Origin of the sequence: Nonomuraea sp. NPDC047897, from assembly GCF_043204415.1 — a bacterium.
Lineage (GTDB): Bacteria > Actinomycetota > Actinomycetes > Streptosporangiales > Streptosporangiaceae > Nonomuraea.
Genome location: NZ_JBIDCC010000012.1, coordinates 106,400 through 125,273 on the forward strand (window position 1 = coordinate 106,400; position 18,874 = coordinate 125,273).

Consider the following 18,874-nt stretch of genomic DNA (forward strand, 5'->3'; position numbering starts at 1 on the left):
GCGACCTTCCTGGTCTAGACGACGTCGAGCCGCCGCGCGAAATGGCAGGCGACGCCGTGGTCATCGTCACCGTGCCCGCCGGAACCGTCCCAGCCGGGACCGTCACCACCGGGACCGTCACCACCGGGACCGTCACCGCCGGCGCGGCCGGTGAGCGGCCGCACGACGGGCTCGGCGGTGACGCACCGGGCCCGCTCGTCGTCGGTCAGCTCCGAACGGAACATCGGGCATCGGGTGCGGAAGCGGCAGCCCGACGGCGGGTGCGCCGGGCTCGGGAGGTCGCCTTCGAGCAGGATCCGCGCGCGGGTGCGCTCGCGGACCGGGTCGGGCAGCGGGACGGCCGACAGCAGCGCCTGCGTGTACGGGTGGGCGGGCGCGTCGTAGACCGCCTCGACGGCCCCGATCTCGGCGATGCGGCCGAGGTACATGACGGCCACCCGGTCGGCGATGTGGCGCACCACCGCGAGGTCGTGCGCCACGAACAGGTAGGACAGGCCGAGCCGAGCCTTCAACCCCGCCAGTAGGTTGATCACCCCGGCCTGGATCGACACGTCGAGCGCGGAGACCGGCTCGTCCAGCACCAGCAGCCGCGGCTCCAGCGCCAGCGCGCGGGCGATGCCGACGCGCTGGCGCTGGCCGCCGGAGAAGTCCTGCGGGTAGCGCCCGGCGTGCTCGGGCGCCAGTCCCACCAGGTCGAGCAGTTCGCGCACGCGCCGGGCCGGGTCGCCCGCGCCGTGGGTGCGCAGCGGCTCGGCGAGGATGTCGTGGACGGTCATGCGCGGGTCGAGCGAGGCCAGCGGATCCTGGAAGACCACCTGCATGTCGCGCCGGATCGCCTTGCGCTCGGCCCTGCCGAGACGGGCCGTGTCGCGGCCGAGCACCACGATGCGGCCCTGCTGCGGCTCGGCGAGCTCCAGGATCTCCATGAGTGTCGTCGTCTTGCCGCAGCCCGACTCGCCGACCAGGCCGAGCGTCTCGCCCCGGCGCACGTCGAAGCTGACGCCCGCCACGGCCTCCACGGTGCCGACCCGGCGTCTGAACAGCGTCCCCTTCAGCAGCGGGTAGTGCTTGACCAGCCCTTCGACCTGCAGCACCGGCTCGGCGGGCCGGGTCCGGGTGACCGGGGCGCGGGTCACGCCGGGGGCCACGGCCGGAGGCGGGCCGGCGTCCTCCCAGCGGACGCAGGCGGCCCGATGCCCGGGGCCGACGTCGAACAGCGGCGGCTCCGCCTCGTCGCAGACCGGTGTCCGCAGCGCGCAACGCGGCGCGAACGGGCAACCGGATGGCAGCGCGGCGGGCGCGGGCGGGCTCCCCTCGATCGGCGTCAGCGGCCGCCGCCCGTCGCGGTCGACCCGCGGAATCGATCCGAGCAGCCCCACCGTGTACGGCATGCTCGGCCGGTGGTAGACGTCGTCCACGTCGCCCACCTCGACCGGGCGGCCCGCGTACATGACCATCACCCGGTCGGCGAACCCGGCCACCACCCCCAGATCATGGGTGATCATGACGATCGCGGCGCCGGTCTCGCGCTGCGCCGTCTTCAGCACGTCCAGGACCTGTGCCTGGACGGTCACGTCGAGGGCGGTCGTCGGCTCGTCGCAGATGATCACGTCGGGGTCGTTGGCGATGGCCATGGCGATCACGACGCGCTGCCGCATGCCGCCGGAGAACTCGTGCGGGAAGGCGAGCGCCCGCTGCGCCGGGTTGGGGATGCCGACCAGGTCGAGCAGGGCGACGGCTCTGACCAGAGCCTGCTCCCGGGTGACCCGCTGGTGGACGCGTACGGCCTCGGCGATCTGGTCGCCCACCCGGTAGACGGGGGTCAGGGCGGACAGCGGGTCCTGGAAGACCATCGACATGGCCCGGCCGCGCAGCGCGGTCAGCTCCCTCTCGCGCGCGCCGATCAGCTCCCGGCCGTGCAGCCGCACCGAGCCGGTGACGCGGGCGCCGCGCGGCAGCAGGCCCATCACGGCGGCGGAGGTGACCGACTTGCCGGAGCCGGACTCGCCGACGATGCCGAGGACCTCCCCGGGCCGCACCTCGTAGCCGACCCCGCGGACGGCGTGCACGTCGCCGAACCAGACGTTGAGGTCGCGCACTTCCAGGACGGGCGCGGTCCGGACGGGCCGGGCGGCGGGCGCGGTCGTCATCGCGGCCTCGCCGCGGGCGCGGTCGTCATCGCGGCCTCGCCGCGGCCGGGTCGAACGCGTCGCGCAGGGCGTCGCCGACGAGGTTGACCGCGAGCACGGTCGCCACCAGCAGCCCGGCGACGAACCAGAACGTCCACGGGGCGTAGACGGCGGTCCTGGCGCCGTCGGCGATCAGCGTGCCGAACGACACGTCGGGCGGTTGGATGCCGAACCCGAAGTAGGACAGGGACGTCTCGGTGAGGATGGCCGCGCTGACGTTGAGGGTGGCGTCGACGATGAGCAGCGACGACAGGTTGGGCAGCACGTGCCTGAAGATGATCGTGATCGGTGGTACGCCGATGAAGCGGGCGGCCTGGATGAACTCGCGCCGCTTCAGCGAGACCGTCATCCCCCTGACGATCTTGGAGGTGACCATCCACAGGAACAGCGCCAGCATGGCCACGAACAGCACCCACGTCCCCGACCCGAACATCGGCGACATGATGGCCAGGATGAGGAACGCGGGCAGCACCAGCAGCAGGTCGGTCAGCCAGGTCAGCGCCCGGTCGGTCCAGCCGAGGAAGTAGCCGGCGAAGGCTCCCACAAGGGCGGCCAGCGCGGTGGACACCAGCGCCGCGAGCAGGCCGACGACGAGCGACTTCTGCATGCCGCGCAGCGTCACGGCGAGGACGTCGGCCCCGGTCTGCAGGGTGCCGAGCCAGTGGGCGGCCGACGGCGGCTGCAGGAACGCGGTGAAGTCACGGTCGGTGTAGGACCACGGGCTGACCAGCGGGCCGGCGAAGGCGAGCAGGAAGAGCAGGCCGAGCAGGGTCAGGCCGGCGCGCCCGCGCGGGGTGGCCAGGAAGCGCCTGGCCACCACCCTGCCTCTGGAGGGGGGCCGCGGCTCGGGACCGCCGGTCAGGTCCTCGGCCAGCTCCTCCTCCGACAGCGTCATCCGGCGCTCACCCGGCCCTCACCCGCGGGTCGAGCGCGACGTGCAGCAGGTCGGCGGCCAGTGACGCGCACAGCACCGCGACCGCGGCGAGGACGGAGATGGCGGCCACCGTGTTGACGTCGTTGGTGAAGATCGAGTCGATCAGCTGCTCGCCGAGCCCGTGCCAGCCGAAGATCTTCTCGGTGAAGGTGGCGCCGGTGAGCAGGACACCGAACGTGAACGCGAAGTAGGTGACGACCGGGATCAGCGCCGTGCGCAGCGCGTGCCGGGTGAGCGCGGCACGCCGGCTGAGCCCCTTGGCCCTGGCGGTGCGGACGAAGTCGGCGCCGAGCACGTCGAGCATCATGTTGCGCTGGTAGCGGCTGAACACCGCGACCAGGCCGAGCGACAGTGACACCGTGGGCAGCACCAGGTGCTGCAGCCGGTCGACCGCCCGCCCCCAGGGCCCGGCGTCGAGCCCGTCGCTGTATTCGCCGCTGACCAGGAAGACCTGGTGGCCGAAGAGACGCTCGTTGGCCCAGGTGCCGGCCAGGATGAGCATGTTGGCCAGCACGACCACGGGCACCGCCAGCACCGCGAACGACAGGCCGGCCGACAGCCGGTCGAACCAGCCGTACTGGCCGATCGCGGCCAGCGCGCCGACGGCCACCCCGGCCAGGCTGCCGAAGACCAGCCCGAGCAGCACCAGGCGGAACGTCACCCCGGCCCGTCGCCTGAGGTCGTCGCCGACCGGTGAGCCCGTCACGCTCCTGCCGAAGTCGCCGTGCAGCACCCCGGCCGCCCACGTGGCGTAACGCTGGATCAGCGGGGTGCGGTCGTTCAGGTTGAGCGCGGAGAGCTGGGCGTCGACCACCGCCGCCGGCGGCTTGGGGGTCCGGTCGGCGTAGTTGGAGCGCGGGTCGAGGGCGGCGGCGGCCAGCAGGTAGGCGAGGCTGGCGGCGACGGCGACGAGCACGAGGTAGTTGAGCAGCCTGCGGGCCAGGAACCCCGCCATCGTCCCCCCTCCCGCGCACGGTGCGTAGTCATATAGCTACACCATGCGCGGGGGAGGGTGCACGCAAGTGCGGGGTCAACGTCCGGAGAGTTCGTCCACCGCGGTGCGCACGTCGTCGCTGGTGATCGTCGTCAGCTCCGCCGAGGTGGCCGAGCCGCCCCGCGCGGCCAGGGCGGCCAGGCGCACGTCGCGGCGCATGGCGGCCCGCTCGAACAGCGACCGGGCGAAGCGGCCGTTGCCCAGCCCGTCGATCAGCCGTTCCTCGCAGACCCAGGTGAAGACCTCGTCCAGATCGCGCAGCGCAGCCTCGTCGAAGCGGTCGCCCGCCTTGTCGGCCAGCAGCACGGCGATCTCCGACAGCTCGGCGGGGGTGTAGCTGGGGAAGGCCACCCGCTGGTTGAACCGGCTGGCCAGGCCGGGATTGGTGGCCAGGAAGGCGTCCATCTCACGTTGGTAGCCGGCCAGCACGATGACGAGCCGGTCGCGGTCGTCCTCGGCCCGTTTGAGCAGCGTCTGCACGGCCTCGGCGCCGAACGCGTCGCCGCCGGAGTAGCCGGGGTTGACCAGGCTGTAGGCCTCGTCCACGAACAGCACGCCGCCGAGCGCCCGGTCCACCAGCTCGTTCGTCTTGATCGCGGTCGCGCCGAGGTGCTGGCCGACCAGATCGGCCCGCTGCGCCTCCACCACGTCGGGCCGGGCGAGCAGGCCGAGCGCGGCGAAGACACGGCCGACCACGCGGGCGACGGTGGTCTTGCCCGTGCCGGGCGGGCCGGCGAACACGAAGTGGCGCATCTGCTGCGGCGTCGGCAGGCCGCGCTCCTGACGCATCCGGGCCACCTGGAGTTGCGCGGCGATGGCGTGGACCTGCCGTTTGACGGGGGCGAGCCCGGCCATGCGGTCGAGGTCGGCGAGCGCCTCCTCCAGGGTGGGCGTGGCCTCGTAGCCGCGGAAGCGGGCGGTCAGCTCGCCGAACGCCTTGGTCACGTCGGGCGTGGTCGTGGTGACCAGTTCCACGGTGGTCGGCGTGCCGCCCGCGCCCACCACGCGTACGTCGCGGGCCTGCGCCGCGGCCTCGACGAGGCTGCGGACGAAGCGGGCGTTGCCCAGCTCGTCGACCAGGCCACGGCGCTGCACGTCCTCGAACAGGCCGAGCAGCGCGGCCCTGGTCTCGGCGGACATGGTGTCGCCGCGGCGGCGCTGCAGCAGGCCGGTGATCTCGGCCAGCTCGGCGGGCGAGTAGCTGGGGAAACGCACCCTGGTGGCGAACCTGCTGGCCAGGCCCGGGTTGGAGGCGAGGAAGGAGGTCATCTCCTGCTCGTAGCCGGCCAGGATGATGATCAGCCGGTCGCGGTCGTCCTCGGCCCGTTTGAGCAGCGTCTGCACGGCCTCGGCGCCGAACCGGTCGGGCTGGCCGTCGGAGGAGTTGACCAGCCCGTACGCCTCGTCGATGAACAGCACGCCGCCGAGCGCCCGGTCCACCAGCTCGTTCGTCTTGATCGCGGTCGCGCCGAGGAACTCGCCCACCAGGTCGGCCCGCTGGGCCTCCACCACGTACGGGGTCTCCAGCAGGCCGAACGCGTAAAAGATCTTGGCGAGGGTGCGGGCGACGCTGGTCTTGCCGGTGCCCGGCGGGCCGACGAACACGAAGTGGCGGGTGGGCCGGCCGGAGGTGTAGCCGGCCTCGGCACGCAGCCGGGACGCCTCGATGGAGGCGGCGATCGAGCGGACCTGCTCCTTGACCGGCGCGAGGCCGATCATGCTCTCCAGCTCGCCCAGCGCCTCCTCGACGGAGATGCTGGGCGGCGCGGCGGCCTTGTCGGGCTGCGCCTCGGGTCTGCCCTCGCGGACGCGGACGCGCAACTGCTCCTGCTCACGCGTGGCCAGCTCTGCCCTGGCGCGGCGGGCCAGCACGAAGCGGTAGAGCAGCACGGCGGCGGCTGCGCCGTACGCGACCCAGACGGCGACGCCGTCGGAGACGGGCGACACCGCGGCGGCCAGCAGCGCGGCGGGGACCAGGGCGAGCAGCGCGGTCAGCCACGGCGCGACCCAGCGGATCAGGTGGGCCGCGGCGGCGACCGGGAGGGCGAGCACGAGCAGCAGCGTCGGGGCCGGCGACCGCGCCGGGAACAGGACGCCGAGCAGCGGCACCAGCGCCGCCCAGCCGCCGACCACCAGGGCGGTGGCGGCGGCGCGCGGGAAGCGCAGGGTGAGCGCGGCGAACCCGAGCGCGATGAGCGTGACGAGGAAGGTCTGCCACAGGTCCCAGCCGAGCGCGGCCGCAAGGCCCACGGAGCCGATGAGCACCGCGGCGTACAGCACCCTCCGGACGGCCGGGGGGAGGCCGAAATAGCGCAGCCGTACCCTCTCGAACAGATCCCTCGCCGCGGCCCGCCCCGCGGCCTGGGTCCTGTCGGACTCCCGCATCACGCCTCCCCGGTCCGACCCCGGTTATACCGCACCGGGCCGCCGATTGGGCGGACCTGACACGCCAGGTGACGGTGACGGCCGGGGCCCCGCTACTCCGCGCCGCGCGGGCCCCGCTGACGCCGGGGGTCGCGCTGGTGGCGCTGGTGCCGCCCCGGGAACTCTCCCACCAGCACCTGTTCGGGCGTGACACGCAGGCTGCCCGGTCCGGCGACGGCGATGCCGCGCACCTCCACCCAGCGCCGCCCGCGGTCCGGATCGGCGGCGAACACCGCCACCCGGGGGTCCGCCTCCACCGCCTGCCACGCCTCGTCCTCGACGACCACCCTCAGGTCGCCGGACGGGCCGACCGAGGTGGCCGCGCCCACCAGCCGGGGGCCGTGCGGGTCGCCGAACGCCAGCACGGCGGTCCTGGCGTAGGCGAAGGCCCGCCGCACGCGGGGGTGCAGCGGCACGGACGGGTCGGTGCCGGCGGGCAGGTCGCACCGCCGCAGCGAGGTCCGCCAGGGGCCGGGAGCGCCGCGCCACCAGGCGCGCGCGGACAGCAGCGCGAGCAGCGCCGCCACGGCCGCGAGCGCGCCGGGCCCGGCCCACCACGCCCAGGCCGCGCCCAGCGCGCCGCCCGCCGCGCAGCCGGCCGCGGCGAGCACGAGCAGCACGACGGCGGCGGCCGGCCATGGATCGTCGCGCCGCCGGGGACCGCTCCCGCCCAGGGCGCGGCGGACGCGGCAGTAGGCGCGGAGCAGCGGGTACGGCGCCGCGGCGGCGAGGGCTCCGGCGGCGGCGGCGACCGGGGCGGCCCGCGGTGCGGCGGCGAACGCGGTGCCGGACAGGGCGGCGAGCACCGACCAGGTGCGGCCGGCGAGGATCCACAGCGCCACGCCCGCGTTCCGCCGGGCCACCCGCGCGCCTGCCCCGCTCCCCCGCACGCCGGCGGCGGCGGTGAAGTGGGCGATGGCCTGGAGGGGGTGGCCGCGCCAGGTCAGGGCGAGCAGGCGCAGGGCGGCGTGCGCCGGCCAGCTCAGCACCGCGATCGCCGCCAGCCCGGCCCACACCGGCCACCAGGACGAGATGGCCGTGCCGGGGAGCAGGGCCAGTGCGAGCCACCCGGCGAACGCCGCCACCGACACCACGGCCGACAGCACCGCGGTGGCGAGCCACGGATCACGGGCGAGCATCGCGGGTAGCCACCCGCCGATCCGCACCCGGCGCGCCTGCCGGAGCGTGAGCGGCACGAGGGCGGCGAGCGCGGCGAACCCGCCCAGCAGCGCCGGGCCGCCCAGGTCGAAGGCCGACGCGAGCGTCGCGGCCGCGGTCGTGGCGAGCGCCACGAGGAGGCGGGCCTGGCGCGACCACACCTCCAGCGCCCGTCTGGCGCGGCCGGTCTCGCGCGGGCCGATCGGCCAGGCCGGGTCGTGGTGGGCGTGGGGCGGGTCCCAGCGCAGCAGCGCGAGGCCGAGGTTGACGCGGGCCTGGAGGTGGCCGGGATCGAGGGCGAGGGCGGTCCGGTAGGCGGCTTCGGCGCGGGCGTGCTCGCCGCGTTGCAGGGCCAGGTCGCCTTCCAGGACGAGGGGTTCGGGGCGGGCCGGGGCGTATCGGCGGGCCAGCGCGGCCTGGCCGGCGGCCTCGTCCCAGTGTCCGGGCAGGTGGCTGAGCACCGTGGCCAGCCCCAGCCGGGCGGCCCAGGAGCCGGGCGCCAGCCGGACCGCCTGCCGGGCCGGTGGGAGGGCGTCGCGGTCGCGGCCGAGCCGTTCGAGGGCGAGCCCGGTGAGACGGTGCGGCCACTCGCCCGCCGGGTCGAGGCCGGCGGCGGCGCGGGCCGCGGTCAGCGCGTCCTCGGGCCGTTCGGCGTGGAGGCGGGCGACGGCCTCCCCACACCAGTCTCGTGAGGATTTGTCCGCATTTTCGTCGCTTTTGCTACCATTTCGAGCTATCCCCACGCTGCCCATCGTCGGCCGGTGGGTGAACCTTGAACAGATCCCGACATAGGGCTGTATCTCTCTAGAGAGGTACGGGTGGGGACCTTGGATGCGTCGATACCGCTATACCAAGTGCATGCCATGGCCTAAGCTGCCACGCAGGCCGGAGCCGGAGAGCCCGAGAGCGGAGAGCGAGGCACGAGCCGGCGGGTTCCGTGGCGGCGGCGAGCACCAGCACGTGCGGGCCCGTTGTGACCGGACAGGCCCGCAAGGAGGCCCATGACCGTCACGAACGCCGCGCCCGCCGTCCGGCGTACGGCCCGGCAGCCGCAGCACAACCGCTGGGCGATCCTCCTGGTGCTCTGCCTGAGCCTGCTGCTGATCACCGTCGACGCCACCGTCCTGCACATCGCCGTGCCCGCGCTCACCTCGGCGCTGGAGCCCTCGGCGGTGCAGCTTCTGTGGATCATCGACGTCTACTCGCTCGTCGTGGCGCCGCTGCTGATCATGTTCGGGGCGCTGGGCGACCGGTACGGGCGAAAACGGTTGGTGCTGGCCGGGTTCGTGCTGTTCGGGGTCGCCTCGGCCGCAGCGGCCTTCTCCCCCACCCCGCTCGCCCTCATCCTGTCCCGGGCGCTGCTCGGCGTGGGTGGAGCCATGATCATGCCGGCCACGCTGTCGCTGATCCGGCAGGTCTTCACCGACCGCCGGGAGCGGGCCATCGCGCTGGGCGTCTGGAGCGCGGTCGCCGCCGCGGGCGCCGCGGTCGGTCCGTTGGTCGGCGGGGTCCTGGTGGGCGTCTGGTGGGGCGCGGTGTTCCTCGTCAACGTGCCGATCCTGCTCGTGCTGCTGCCCGCCGCCGTCCGGCTGCTGCCGGACTCGCGCGGCCGCGCCGGGCACACCTGGGACGGGCTGAGCGCGGTGCTGTCCGTGCTGGGCATCCTGGCTCTGGCGTTCGGGCTCAAGGAGGCCGGATCGGGCAGCCTGATGCCTCTCGGCGCCGCGCTGGCGATCTTCGCGGGCGGGGTGGCGCTGCTGGTGTGGTTCGTCCGGCGGCAGAAGCGGCTGACGACGCCGCTGCTGGAGGTGGGCCTGTTCAGGAACCGGGGGTTCACCACCGGCGTGGCCGGGGTGCTGCTCGGCGTGTTCGCACTGGTGGGGCTGCAGCTCATGCTGGCGCAGTATCTCCAGCTCGTGCTCGGCGACAGCCCGGTGCGCGCCGCGGTCCGCATGCTGCCGCTCGTCCTGTCGGCGGTCGCCGGCGGGCTGGCCGCCGCCCACATCCTGCCGCACCTCGGCCTGCGAGGCACCATGAGCGGCGGGCTCGGCCTGGTGGCGTTGTCCCTGACCCCGACGCTGGGTTGGGGTGTGGAAGGGCATCCGGTGATGCTCGCGGTCTGCTTCGTGGGCATCGGATTCGGGGTCCAGGTGGCGCTGCTCGCCGCGTCCGACACCATCATGTCCGCCTGCCCCGAGTCCCAGGCGGGCGGCGCGGCCGCCATCGAGGAGACCGCGTACGAGCTCGGCGCCGGGCTGGGGGTCGCCGTGCTCGGCACGATCACCACCATCGTCTACGCGCCCGCGCTGGAGGCCGTCCCCGGCGTGCCCGAGGGCGGCATGGACCAGGCCCGGCAGTCGCTCGCCGGCGCCGCCCACGTGGCCGGCGAGGTGGGCGGCAGCACCGGCGACGCGCTGCTGTCCGCGGCCCGGTGGGCATTCGTCAACGCCCTGCACACGACCGTGGTCGTGAGCGTCGTCCTGCTCAGCCTGACCGCCATCGCCGTGACCGTGCTGCTGCGCCGTGATTGAGGTGTGCCGTGACCCGCTCCGGGCAGAGATCTACCGTGAAACAGGCCCTGCGTGACATCGCCGCGTTAGTCGCCCGCCTCGGCGTCGGCGGCATCGCCTTCGCCAACGGCTGGCACAAGCTGGAGGAGGGCCTCAACTCCACGGGCGCCGGCTTCCTGGCGCAGGGCGCCCCGGCGCCCCGGGCCTGGGCGACCGTGACCATGCTGGCCGAGCTGATCGGCGGGGCGCTGCTGATCGCCGGGCTCATCGTGCCGGTGGTGGGGCTGCTGCTGTTCGCCGAGTCGCTGGCGGTCTTCGTGGTGGCGCCGCCGCTCAACCCCATCAGTCTGAACGAGCTCGTCCTGCTCGGCGTGGCGGCGCTGCTGCTGGCCGTGGTGGGGGCGGGACGCGTGTCGGTGGACCACATGGTGGTGATCAGACGCAGGGAGTCGGCCGCCGCCAGCGAGTTCGCCGCCGACTCGGAGGCCGACCAGGTGCTCGCCTCGCTGCGCGACCCTGACCCGCCCGGCCCGTCCGGCTCCGGCGCCACCGCGCGGCGCGGCACCGCTCCGTACGCGACGGTCGCGGGCATGGCCGGCGGAGGCACGGCGGGCGGCGCGGCGAGTGAGACGGCGGCGGAGCCGGGCTCGACGGACGACCGACGGACTGCTGACCGCGGGACGGGCGACCCCGCAGCGGGCGACCCCGCAGTAGGGGACCGCACAGGAGTCGACCCCGCAGTAGGCGACCGCGCGGTGGGCGGCGCGCCCGCCGAAGCCCCGGAGGACGATCTGGCGGATCGCATGGCGGACACGGCCCCGCAAGCCGCCGTGGACGCCGAACCCGCCCCGGGCGACGGCCCCGTCCCCTCCGTGCCCGGCGACACGCTGGTGGCCGGTCGCAAGAAGCCACAGCCGCGCGGCCGCCGGACCTCCTCCGGCGGCTGAGCGTCACCGGGCCCGGCGCCGAACCCGTGCTCCAGGTCCCGGGACCAGGGTGTCGGGACAGGGCGTCGCGCAGGGCGGAGAGCTCACTCGCGGCTTGCAGGCGCCTTGTCCGTCACCGGCGCCGCCTCACCCACGCGGCGGCGCCGGAACGGCAGTCCCTGGGTGAGGGCGATGGCGGCCAGGATGACCACGGCGCCCACCGGCTGGTTCCACGACAGCGTCTCCCCCAGCACCAGCACGCCGGAGATCGCCGCGAACACCGGCAGCAGGTAGGTCACCGTGGACGTCATCGTCACCCCGGCCCGCACCTGCACCCAGTAGAGCAGGAGGTATGCCAGGCCGGTGCCGAGCCCGCCGAGGGCCAGCATGCTCCACCAGACGGCGGCCGAGGCGCCGGTGTCCACCAGCGGCACGCCGGCGAGCAGCGTCACGACCGCGAGCTGCGCCGTGCCGCTCAGGAGCTGGCCGGTGGCCAGCACCACGGCGGGTTCGCTCCGCCGCCCGGTGACGAACCGGCCCAGATAGGCGCCGCCGACGCCGTAGCACATCGCGGCGGCGAAGCAGGCCAGGCTGCCGGCGAGCTGCCCGCCGCCCAGCGGCTGCCACACGCCCAGCACCACCATGACGCCCGCGAATCCCAGTCCAAGCCCCGCCATCCGGCTGGGGGTGGCCCTCTCGGTGCGCAGCAGCAGGGTGAAGGCGAGGGTGCACAGCGGGGTGGTGGCGTTCCAGATGGCCGCGACGACCGAGGAGACGTACTGCTCGCCATAGGCGAAGAGGGTGAAGGGGAGCGTGGTGAGCACCACGGAGGCGACCTGGAAGTGTCCCCACAGGCGGGGGTCGCGCGGGAGCGCCTTGCGGCCGATCGCTAGGGCGACGAGGAGGGTGAGCGCCCCCACCGCCATCCGTCCGAACGACACCTGCAGCGGCTCCAGCTCGCTCACGGCGATCTTGATGAAGAAGAAGCTGTTGCCCCAGATCGCGGCGAGCGCCACGAACCCCGGCAGCCACCGTCCCACAGCCCTGGTCAGCACTCCACGCCTCCTCTTGATGAGCCTCTCGGAGCGTAGCGGCTGCCACCGACAAGGTCTGCCGGATATTTCGTAGTTTTCGGCCGCATACCTGCGTGGTCTGACGTCCGTACCGGATGATGTGCCGGTGAGATCGGAGATGAGGATCCATGAGGCGTCATTGCTCCGTGCCGCGCGGGACCTGCGGGACGCCGCCGAGCTGTTCAGGCGGCATACCGAGGCGTTGCTGGCGGTCACCGGCGGCGGCGCGCGCTCACCCTGGGGAATCGGCGTCGTCAGCGTGGCCATGGATCGCGTCAACGAGTTGCTCGGCGAGGCCTGCCGTCACCTGAACGGCAATCTCGGGGCGAGCAGTGCGGGTCTGCGGACGATGGCCGGCCTGCACGCCACCGCCCGCGAGTCCGCGATGGCCGCCGTGCTCGCGTCGGCCGGCGTCGCGCATCCGGCCGCGGGCGCGACGTCCCGGCCGGACACCGGCCTGGAAGCCGGCCCGGCCGGCGACGCGCCGGCCGGGGGGCGCTGGGCCGCTGCGCCCGCTCCGGCGCCGCCGGCGGAGCAGGGCCTGATGCTCCCGCCCGGTCTGGAGACCGCCTTCGGGATGCTGGGCGTGCCGTGGTTCACCCAGGACGAGGGAGCGTTGCGCGCGTGCGCCGCGGCCTACCGCACCTGCGCCCGCGTCCTCGCCACGGAGGTCATCCCCGCCGCCCACCACGCCATCGGACACGCCAGGGCGAACAACGCGGGAGAGTCCATCGACGACGTCACCGTGTTCTGGGCCGACTACCACCACGAGGGCGACGACTCCGGACACCTGTCCAGCCTCGCCACCGTCCTGGCCGTCCTGGCCGACGTCCACGACCTGGCCGCCGGTTTCGTCGCGGGCGCCAAGCGGTTCCTGATCGTGCTGGCGGGCCTCGTGGCCGCCGCTCTGGTCTGGGGCGCGATCGCAGCCGCCGTCGGCGGCGGAGCCGCCGCGCTGCACGTGCGGATGGTGATCGCCGGTCTGCGTTCCGTAGCCCGGCGCTTCGTGGCGGTCTTCCGGCGCCGGCTCGAACAGTTCCTCGGCAACGCCGTGACCCGCGGCGTGGCGACCCGCCTGCGCCGCGTCCTCGACGCCCGAGGCCCGCGCGTCACCGTGGCGGCCCGGCGGACCGCCACGCAGGCGCGGGCGAAGGGAGCGCGCCCGGACACGCCGAGGACGGCGGCCCAGGACCCGCCGGCGCCCGCGCCACCCGTCACCCCGAAGACAGCTCACGACACGCCGGCGGCCACGCCACCCGTCACCCCGAAGACGGCTCCGGACACGCCGGTGGCCGCATCACCCGTCGCCCCGAAGACGGCTCACGACACGCCCGCGTCCGCATCGACCAGCGCCCGGGAGCCGGTTCACGAGGCCGCCCAGGAGGCGCCGCCGGTCGTCGCGAAGACGCCGCCGCCGAGCGCCGGGAACGCCTCCCCGTACGACCTGGAGCCGGCCGACCCGCCCGCGGGCGAGTACGGGCAGAAGAGGGTGGCCCAGCTCAGGGAGAGCATGGCGACGAAGGGATGGGTGGGCCGCCCCGTCTTCGTGGTGCACGACGAGGGCAGGACGTTCGTCGTCGACGGCAATCACCGGCTGCGCGCGGCGGAGGGGGTGCTGGACGAGATCCCGTTCAAGGAGGTCGAGCTCCCCTTCATGGGGTACAGGACTATCAAGGACGTGCGCATGGGCTGGGACCTGAACAAGGAGATGCTGCCGGACTGGATGGCCGAGCGCGGCCGGCGACGCTCGAACGGCGGTTGAGCGCCGGCGGTCGTCTCCGGCGACCGATCCACACCTAAGTGACCAAAAGCACCTATTCCGACATATTGATCGGACGGCAAGGTTAGCCTAACCTAAGCGACGTGACCGAGAGGATCTCTTTGCGCGGCGCCGGCCTCCGCCTGGGCTACCACGGGGCCACCGTGGTGGAGGACGGCCGCATCGTCCTGCGCCCCGGCCAGGTGACGGCGCTCGTCGGCCCGAACGGCAGCGGCAAGTCCACCCTGCTGCGCGCCCTGGCCCGGCTGCACCGGCCCGAGACGGGCACGGTGACGCTGGACGACGGCGCCTCCGCGCTGGACCTGGCGCCCCGCGACTTCGCCCGGCGGGTCACCCTGCTCGCCCAGAGCCGTCCCACGCCGGGCGGCGTCCGCGTGCAGGACGTCGTCGGCTACGGCCGGCACCCGTACCGGGGCCGGTGGCGTGCGGGCGACCCGGACGGCGCGGCGGCGATCGCCAGGGCGATGGAGCTGACCGGCGTCGCGGCCATGGCCGGACGGCCGGTCGACGAGCTGTCCGGCGGCGAGCTGCAGCGCGTCTGGCTGGCCACCTGCCTGGCGCAGGACACGGGCGTGCTGCTGCTGGACGAGCCGACCACGTTCCTCGACCTGCGCTACCAGGTGGAGCTGCTGGAGCTCGTGCGCGACCTGGCCGATCTGCACGACGTGGCCGTCGGGGTGGTGCTGCACGACCTCAACCAGGCCGCCGAGATCGCCGACCAGGTGGTGCTGCTCTGCCAGGGGCGCGTCCGCGCCGAGGGCCCGCCCGCGGAGGTCCTCACCGAGGCCCTGCTCACCGGCACGTACGGGATCCGCATCGAGGCGACGCGGGACCCCCGGACGGGTGTGGTGCGCACGCGGCCCATCGGCCGGCACACCGAACCCACCCGTGAAAGGCCCGCGATCGCCGAACCCGCGGCCTCGGCACCCGCACACCCGGCCGCACACCCGGCAGCCGCGGCCTCGGCAGCCGCCCAACCGGCACCCGCATAACCAGCACCGCACAGTCGGCGCTCGCACAGTCGGCGCTCGCACAGCCCTCAAGCGCAGCCGGAACCCGCGCCCCACCAGGACAGCATGTCCCGCACGAACACGACAGGAATCACCATGCCCCTCCTCCGCCGCACCCTCACCGGCCTGATCGCCGTGCTGGCCCTGGCCGCCTGCGGCACCACCGAGACCCCCGCCGCGCAGCCGGCCGCCGCCGGCACGGCGAGCGGCTCCCCCGCCGGCCCGATCACCGTGACTGACGCCCGGGGCAAGCAGGTCAAGCTCGACCGCCCGGCCACGAAGGTGATCGCCCTGGAGTGGGGCGAGGCCGAGGCGCTGGTCAGTCTCGGTGTCATGCCGGTCGGCGTCGCCGACGTCAAGGGCTACGGCACCTGGGTCACCGCCGCCAAGCTGGACGCCTCCGTCAAGGACGTGGGCACCCGGCAGGAGCCGAGCGTCGACTCCATCGCCGCCCTCCAGCCCGACCTGATCGTCATGGAGGACGAGCGTGACTCGCCGCTGGTCGGCCAGCTCGAAAAGATCGTCCCGGTCATCGTGGCCAAGGGCAGTGACGCGAGCGGCAACATGCAGCGCATGCGCGACGACCTGAAGATGATCGCGACGGCCGTGGGCAAGACCGCCGAGGCCGACAAGCTGTTCGCCGACCTCGACGCCGCGCTGGCCGACGGGAGGCAGAAGCTCGCCGCCGCCGGGGCCGCCGGCAAGCCGTTCGTGATGGCCGACGGTTGGAAGGAGGGCAGCACGATCTCGATCCGCCTGTTCGGCAAGGGCTCGCTGGTCTCCGACGTCGCGGAGCAGCTCGGCCTGAAGAACGCCTGGACCGGCAAGGTCGATCCGGCCTGGGGGCTCGGCACCACCGACGTGGAGGGCCTCACCGCGCTGAAGGACCCCGGCATCCGCTTCTTCTACAACGCCTCCGACGGCGTCGACGTCTTCGCCGACGGCCTGGCCACCAACGCGATCTGGAAGTCGTTGCCGTTCGTGCAGAAGCAGCAGGTCAACGAGCTGCCTCCGGGCATCTGGACCTTCGGCGGCCCGCTGTCGTGCGCCCAGTACGCCGAGGCTCTGGTGAAGGCGTACACCGCTTGAGCACTCCGTTGCTGACCCCGGCGCCCCCGCTCACCCCGCTGCGGCGGCTCGGGGCCGCCGGGGTCTTCGCGATCGCCGCCGCGGTGACCGTCCTGATCGCGGCGGTCCACCTCACGCAGGGCACCTCGTCGATCGGCGCGCTCGACCTGCTCGGGCTGGCTTTCGGCGGCGACGACCAGGAGGCGGCCCGGGTCCTCGTCGCCTCCCGGCTGCCCCGGCTGCTGGCCGGCGTCGCGGTCGGGGTGGCGCTGGGCGTGGCGGGCGCGCTGCTGCAGTCGATCGCCCGCAACCCGATGGCCTCGCCCGACACGCTCGCCGTCAGCTCCGGCGCCTACCTGGCGGTGGTCGCCGCGGCGGCGTTCGGCCTGGCGCTGCCGCTGCCGATGGCGGGCGGGCTGGCCTTCCTGGGCGGGCTCGCGGCGGCCGGCCTGGTGCTGGCGCTGTCGGCGGGCGGCCGGGCGGGCACGACCCGGCTCATCCTGGCCGGCTCGGCCACCGCGCTGGCGTTCGCCGCGCTGACCAACCTGCTGATGATCCTCTTCGAGGAGCAGACGACCGGGCTGTACGCCTGGGGCAGCGGCTCGCTCACGCACACCGACCTGACGGCCGTCACCCAGCTGGGCCCGGTGATCGCGCTGGTGCTGCTGGCGTCGATGCTGGCCGGGCCGCGGCTGGACATCCTCGGCCTGGGCGACGACACCGCCTCGGTGCTGGGTGTGAACGTGCGGCGGCTGCGCCTGTGGGCGACCCTGCTGGCGGTGCTGGCCTCGGCCGCCGCGGTGACCGTCGCCGGGCCGATCGGCTTCGTCGGGCTGTGCGCGCCCGTGGTCGTCCGGCTGCTGCCCGGCTCGGCGCTCGGTCTGCGGCGCCATCGGCTGCTGCTGCCGCTGTCGGCGCTGGCCGGCGTGCTGATCGTGCTGGGCGCCGACATCGTGCTGCGCGCCGCGCTCGGCGGGCAGGCCGGGGTGGAGGTGCCGCCGGGCGTGGTGACCACCGTGTTGGGTGCCGTGGCGATGGTGTGGCTGGCCCGCCGCTACCGCGACGCGGGCCCGGCCCGGCGGCCACCCGCGGTGCGCACCGTCGCCGCCCGGTCGCGCACCGGGTTCGCGGTCATGCTGGCGCTGTGCGCGGCGCTGCTGGCGGGCGCGATCGTCCTCGGGATGCTCGGCGGCGACACCTGGCTGCTCACCGGCGACCTCGCCAACTGGCTGCAGGGGCGCACCGGGCGGGCGCTCACGTACGTGCTCGACCAGCGCTACCCGCGCGTCCTGGCAGCGGTGCTGGCCGGGGCCGCGCTCGCCGTGGCAGGCACCGCCGTGCAGGCGGTGTGCCGGAACCCGCTGGCCGAGCCGGGTGTCCTCGGAGTGACCGCCGGCGCCGGCGTCGGCGCGATCACGCTGCTCACCGCCGTGCCGCTGGCCGGGATCTGGCCGATGTCGGCCGCGGCGGGAGCCGGCGCGCTGGTGGCGTTCGGGCTGGTGTACGGGCTGTCCTGGCGGGGCGGGCTGAGCTCGGACCGGCTCGTGCTGATCGGCGTCAGCGTGCAGGCGGCGGCCACCGCGATCACCGTGCTGATCATCGTGCGGTCCGACCCGTGGAACACCGCCAAGGCGCTCACCTGGCTGTCCGGCTCGACCTACGGCCGGGTGCCGGTCCAGCTCGTCCCGGTCGCGCTGGCGCTGCTCGTCGCCGTCCCGCTGCTGGCCTGGCTGCGCCGCGACCTGGACCTGCTGACGCTCGACGAGGACTCGCCCCGCATCCTCGGCGTCCCGCTGGAGCCGGTACGGCTGGCCGCGCTCGGCGGCGCGGTGGTGCTGACCGCCACGGCGGTCTCCGCCGTCGGCGTCGTCGGCTTCGTCGGGCTGGTCGCGCCGCACGCGGCCCGCGCCCTGGCCGGAGGCGCGCACGCCCGCGTGCTGCCGCTCGCGGCGCTCCTCGGCGCGCTGCTGGTCAGCATCGCCGACACGCTGGGCCGGACCGTCATCGCCCCCGCCCAGATCCCGGCGGGCCTGGTCACCGCCCTGGTCGGCACCCCGTACTTCGTCTGGTTGCTGTGGCGCTCCCGCGCCACGGCCCACTTCTGAGAGGAACGAGAGCATGGGCAATCTGGTCGATTTCGCCGACTGGCCGCTCGTCCGGGCGCGCCAGGACGGCCGGCTCAGCGTCCAGGACGCGGCCGAGCTGCGCGACGGCCTGTCTGAGGCGCTGGCCCGTTCGGAGGGCGAGGGCAGGCGCTTCGCGGTGGTCGTGGACCAGCGGGAGCGGGGAGCCCCGGAGAAGGGCGCCACCGAGATCCTGCACGGCTTCTGGGCGGAGCACGCCGCGCTGATCGCCGAGCGGTGCGTGGGCCTGGCCAGCGTCGTGCCCACGGTGTCGCTGGCCGACCTCGTGCGCAATCCCGGCCCCGGCGGGCTCACCGTGCTGGGTACGGTGGACCAGGACGCCGCGCTGGCGTGGGCCCGTGACCGGCTGGCCGGTGAGGAGGCGGGCTGACCGTCAGCCCGCCATCCCGGCCATGACGCGGTCGACGATGCCGTCGTTGCCCTCCTGGCGGGCGCAGTGGGCGCAGCAGTACCAGTGCTCGCCCGACTGGACGCCGTGCCCGATCAGCTTGGTGCCGCAGTGCTCGCAGATGGGCGCCATGGCCTGGATCGCGCACTGGAAGGAGTCGAAGGTGTGCACCGCGCCCTGCGCGTGCACTTCGAACGACATGTCGTAGTCGTTGCCACAGGTTTCGCAGACGGCCATGATGATCTCCTCGGGCTGCGGGTTCGCCGGTGCCATACC

At 74.4% G+C, this 18,874-nt stretch carries 14 protein-coding genes; 7 read left to right on the plus strand and 7 right to left on the minus strand.

All coding sequences use genetic code 11. The annotated features are described in order from the left end of the window. Positions 1 to 14: 14 nt before the first annotated feature. From ACGF0J_RS26265 to ACGF0J_RS26285, 5 genes are all read right to left on the minus strand, one after another. Positions 15 to 2,150 carry a dipeptide ABC transporter ATP-binding protein gene (locus ACGF0J_RS26265; protein WP_393149663.1) on the minus strand — a complete coding sequence of 712 codons (2,136 nt, stop codon included), beginning with the start codon at positions 2,148 to 2,150 and terminating at the stop codon, positions 15 to 17. Between the two features lie 25 nt (positions 2,151 to 2,175). Next, a complete protein-coding gene (locus ACGF0J_RS26270) occupies positions 2,176 to 3,084 on the minus strand; it encodes an ABC transporter permease (protein ID WP_393149665.1) in 909 nt (302 codons plus the stop codon). A gap of 7 nt (positions 3,085 to 3,091) precedes the next feature. Beyond that, positions 3,092 to 4,078: an ABC transporter permease gene (locus ACGF0J_RS26275; protein ID WP_393149667.1), complete on the minus strand. Its 987-nt coding sequence runs from the start codon at positions 4,076 to 4,078 to the stop codon at positions 3,092 to 3,094. Positions 4,079 to 4,153: 75 nt separating this feature from the next. Further along, positions 4,154 to 6,502, minus strand: a complete 2,349-nt coding sequence (locus tag ACGF0J_RS26280; protein WP_393149669.1) for an AAA family ATPase — start codon at positions 6,500 to 6,502, stop codon at positions 4,154 to 4,156. 92 nt (positions 6,503 to 6,594) lie between these two features. After that, positions 6,595 to 8,442, minus strand: a complete 1,848-nt coding sequence (locus tag ACGF0J_RS26285; protein WP_393149671.1) for a hypothetical protein — start codon at positions 8,440 to 8,442, stop codon at positions 6,595 to 6,597. A gap of 258 nt (positions 8,443 to 8,700) precedes the next feature. Between ACGF0J_RS26285 and ACGF0J_RS26290 the strand changes: the two genes are divergently transcribed. Next, positions 8,701 to 10,230: an MFS transporter gene (locus tag ACGF0J_RS26290; RefSeq protein WP_393149673.1), complete on the plus strand. Its 1,530-nt coding sequence runs from the start codon at positions 8,701 to 8,703 to the stop codon at positions 10,228 to 10,230. Positions 10,231 to 10,265: 35 nt separating this feature from the next. Further along, the gene (locus ACGF0J_RS26295; RefSeq protein ID WP_393149675.1) at positions 10,266 to 11,156 is read left to right on the plus strand and encodes a DoxX family protein; all 891 of its coding nucleotides are present in this window, start codon (positions 10,266 to 10,268) and stop codon (positions 11,154 to 11,156) included. Positions 11,157 to 11,239: 83 nt separating this feature from the next. On the opposite strand, the gene ACGF0J_RS26300 is transcribed toward ACGF0J_RS26295, so the two are convergent. Next, on the minus strand, positions 11,240 to 12,190 hold the full coding sequence (locus tag ACGF0J_RS26300; RefSeq protein WP_393149677.1) for a DMT family transporter: 951 nt from the start codon (positions 12,188 to 12,190) through the stop codon (positions 11,240 to 11,242). Positions 12,191 to 12,326: 136 nt separating this feature from the next. Between ACGF0J_RS26300 and ACGF0J_RS26305 the strand changes: the two genes are divergently transcribed. From ACGF0J_RS26305 to ACGF0J_RS26325, 5 genes are all read left to right on the plus strand, one after another. Then, positions 12,327 to 13,970 carry a ParB N-terminal domain-containing protein gene (locus ACGF0J_RS26305; RefSeq protein WP_393149679.1) on the plus strand — a complete coding sequence of 548 codons (1,644 nt, stop codon included), beginning with the start codon at positions 12,327 to 12,329 and terminating at the stop codon, positions 13,968 to 13,970. Positions 13,971 to 14,071: 101 nt separating this feature from the next. Next, complete coding sequence (locus ACGF0J_RS26310; protein WP_393149681.1) at positions 14,072 to 14,980, plus strand: ABC transporter ATP-binding protein; 909 nt, start codon at positions 14,072 to 14,074, stop codon at positions 14,978 to 14,980. A gap of 114 nt (positions 14,981 to 15,094) precedes the next feature. Beyond that, entirely contained in the window at positions 15,095 to 16,087 is a 993-nt protein-coding gene (locus ACGF0J_RS26315) for an ABC transporter substrate-binding protein (protein ID WP_393149683.1), read from the plus strand. Beyond that, the gene (locus ACGF0J_RS26320; RefSeq protein ID WP_393149685.1) at positions 16,084 to 18,171 is read left to right on the plus strand and encodes an iron ABC transporter permease; all 2,088 of its coding nucleotides are present in this window, start codon (positions 16,084 to 16,086) and stop codon (positions 18,169 to 18,171) included. Before ACGF0J_RS26315 ends, ACGF0J_RS26320 begins: the two co-directional genes overlap by 4 nt. Positions 18,172 to 18,184: 13 nt before the next feature. Next, entirely contained in the window at positions 18,185 to 18,580 is a 396-nt protein-coding gene (locus ACGF0J_RS26325; protein ID WP_393149687.1) for a hypothetical protein, read from the plus strand. A gap of 3 nt (positions 18,581 to 18,583) precedes the next feature. Here the strand turns inward: ACGF0J_RS26325 and ACGF0J_RS26330 are convergent, their stop codons facing one another. After that, positions 18,584 to 18,835: a hypothetical protein gene (locus tag ACGF0J_RS26330; RefSeq protein ID WP_393149689.1), complete on the minus strand. Its 252-nt coding sequence runs from the start codon at positions 18,833 to 18,835 to the stop codon at positions 18,584 to 18,586. Between the last annotated feature and the right edge of the window lie 39 nt (positions 18,836 to 18,874).

Bases quoted from the DNA above. Each gene is read 5' to 3' on its own strand.
- ACGF0J_RS26265 (WP_393149663.1), bottom strand. From the start codon at position 2,150: ATGACGACCGCGCCCGCCGCCCGGCCCGTCCGGACCGCGCCCGTCCTG.
- ACGF0J_RS26270 (WP_393149665.1), bottom strand. From the start codon at position 3,084: ATGACGCTGTCGGAGGAGGAGCTGGCCGAGGACCTGACCGGCGGTCCC.
- ACGF0J_RS26275 (WP_393149667.1), bottom strand. From the start codon at position 4,078: ATGGCGGGGTTCCTGGCCCGCAGGCTGCTCAACTACCTCGTGCTCGTC.
- ACGF0J_RS26280 (WP_393149669.1), bottom strand. From the start codon at position 6,502: ATGCGGGAGTCCGACAGGACCCAGGCCGCGGGGCGGGCCGCGGCGAGG.
- ACGF0J_RS26290 (WP_393149673.1), top strand. From the start codon at position 8,701: ATGACCGTCACGAACGCCGCGCCCGCCGTCCGGCGTACGGCCCGGCAG.
- ACGF0J_RS26305 (WP_393149679.1), top strand. From the start codon at position 12,327: ATGAGGATCCATGAGGCGTCATTGCTCCGTGCCGCGCGGGACCTGCGG.
- ACGF0J_RS26315 (WP_393149683.1), top strand. From the start codon at position 15,095: ATGCCCCTCCTCCGCCGCACCCTCACCGGCCTGATCGCCGTGCTGGCC.
- ACGF0J_RS26325 (WP_393149687.1), top strand. From the start codon at position 18,185: ATGGGCAATCTGGTCGATTTCGCCGACTGGCCGCTCGTCCGGGCGCGC.
- ACGF0J_RS26330 (WP_393149689.1), bottom strand. From the start codon at position 18,835: ATGGCCGTCTGCGAAACCTGTGGCAACGACTACGACATGTCGTTCGAA.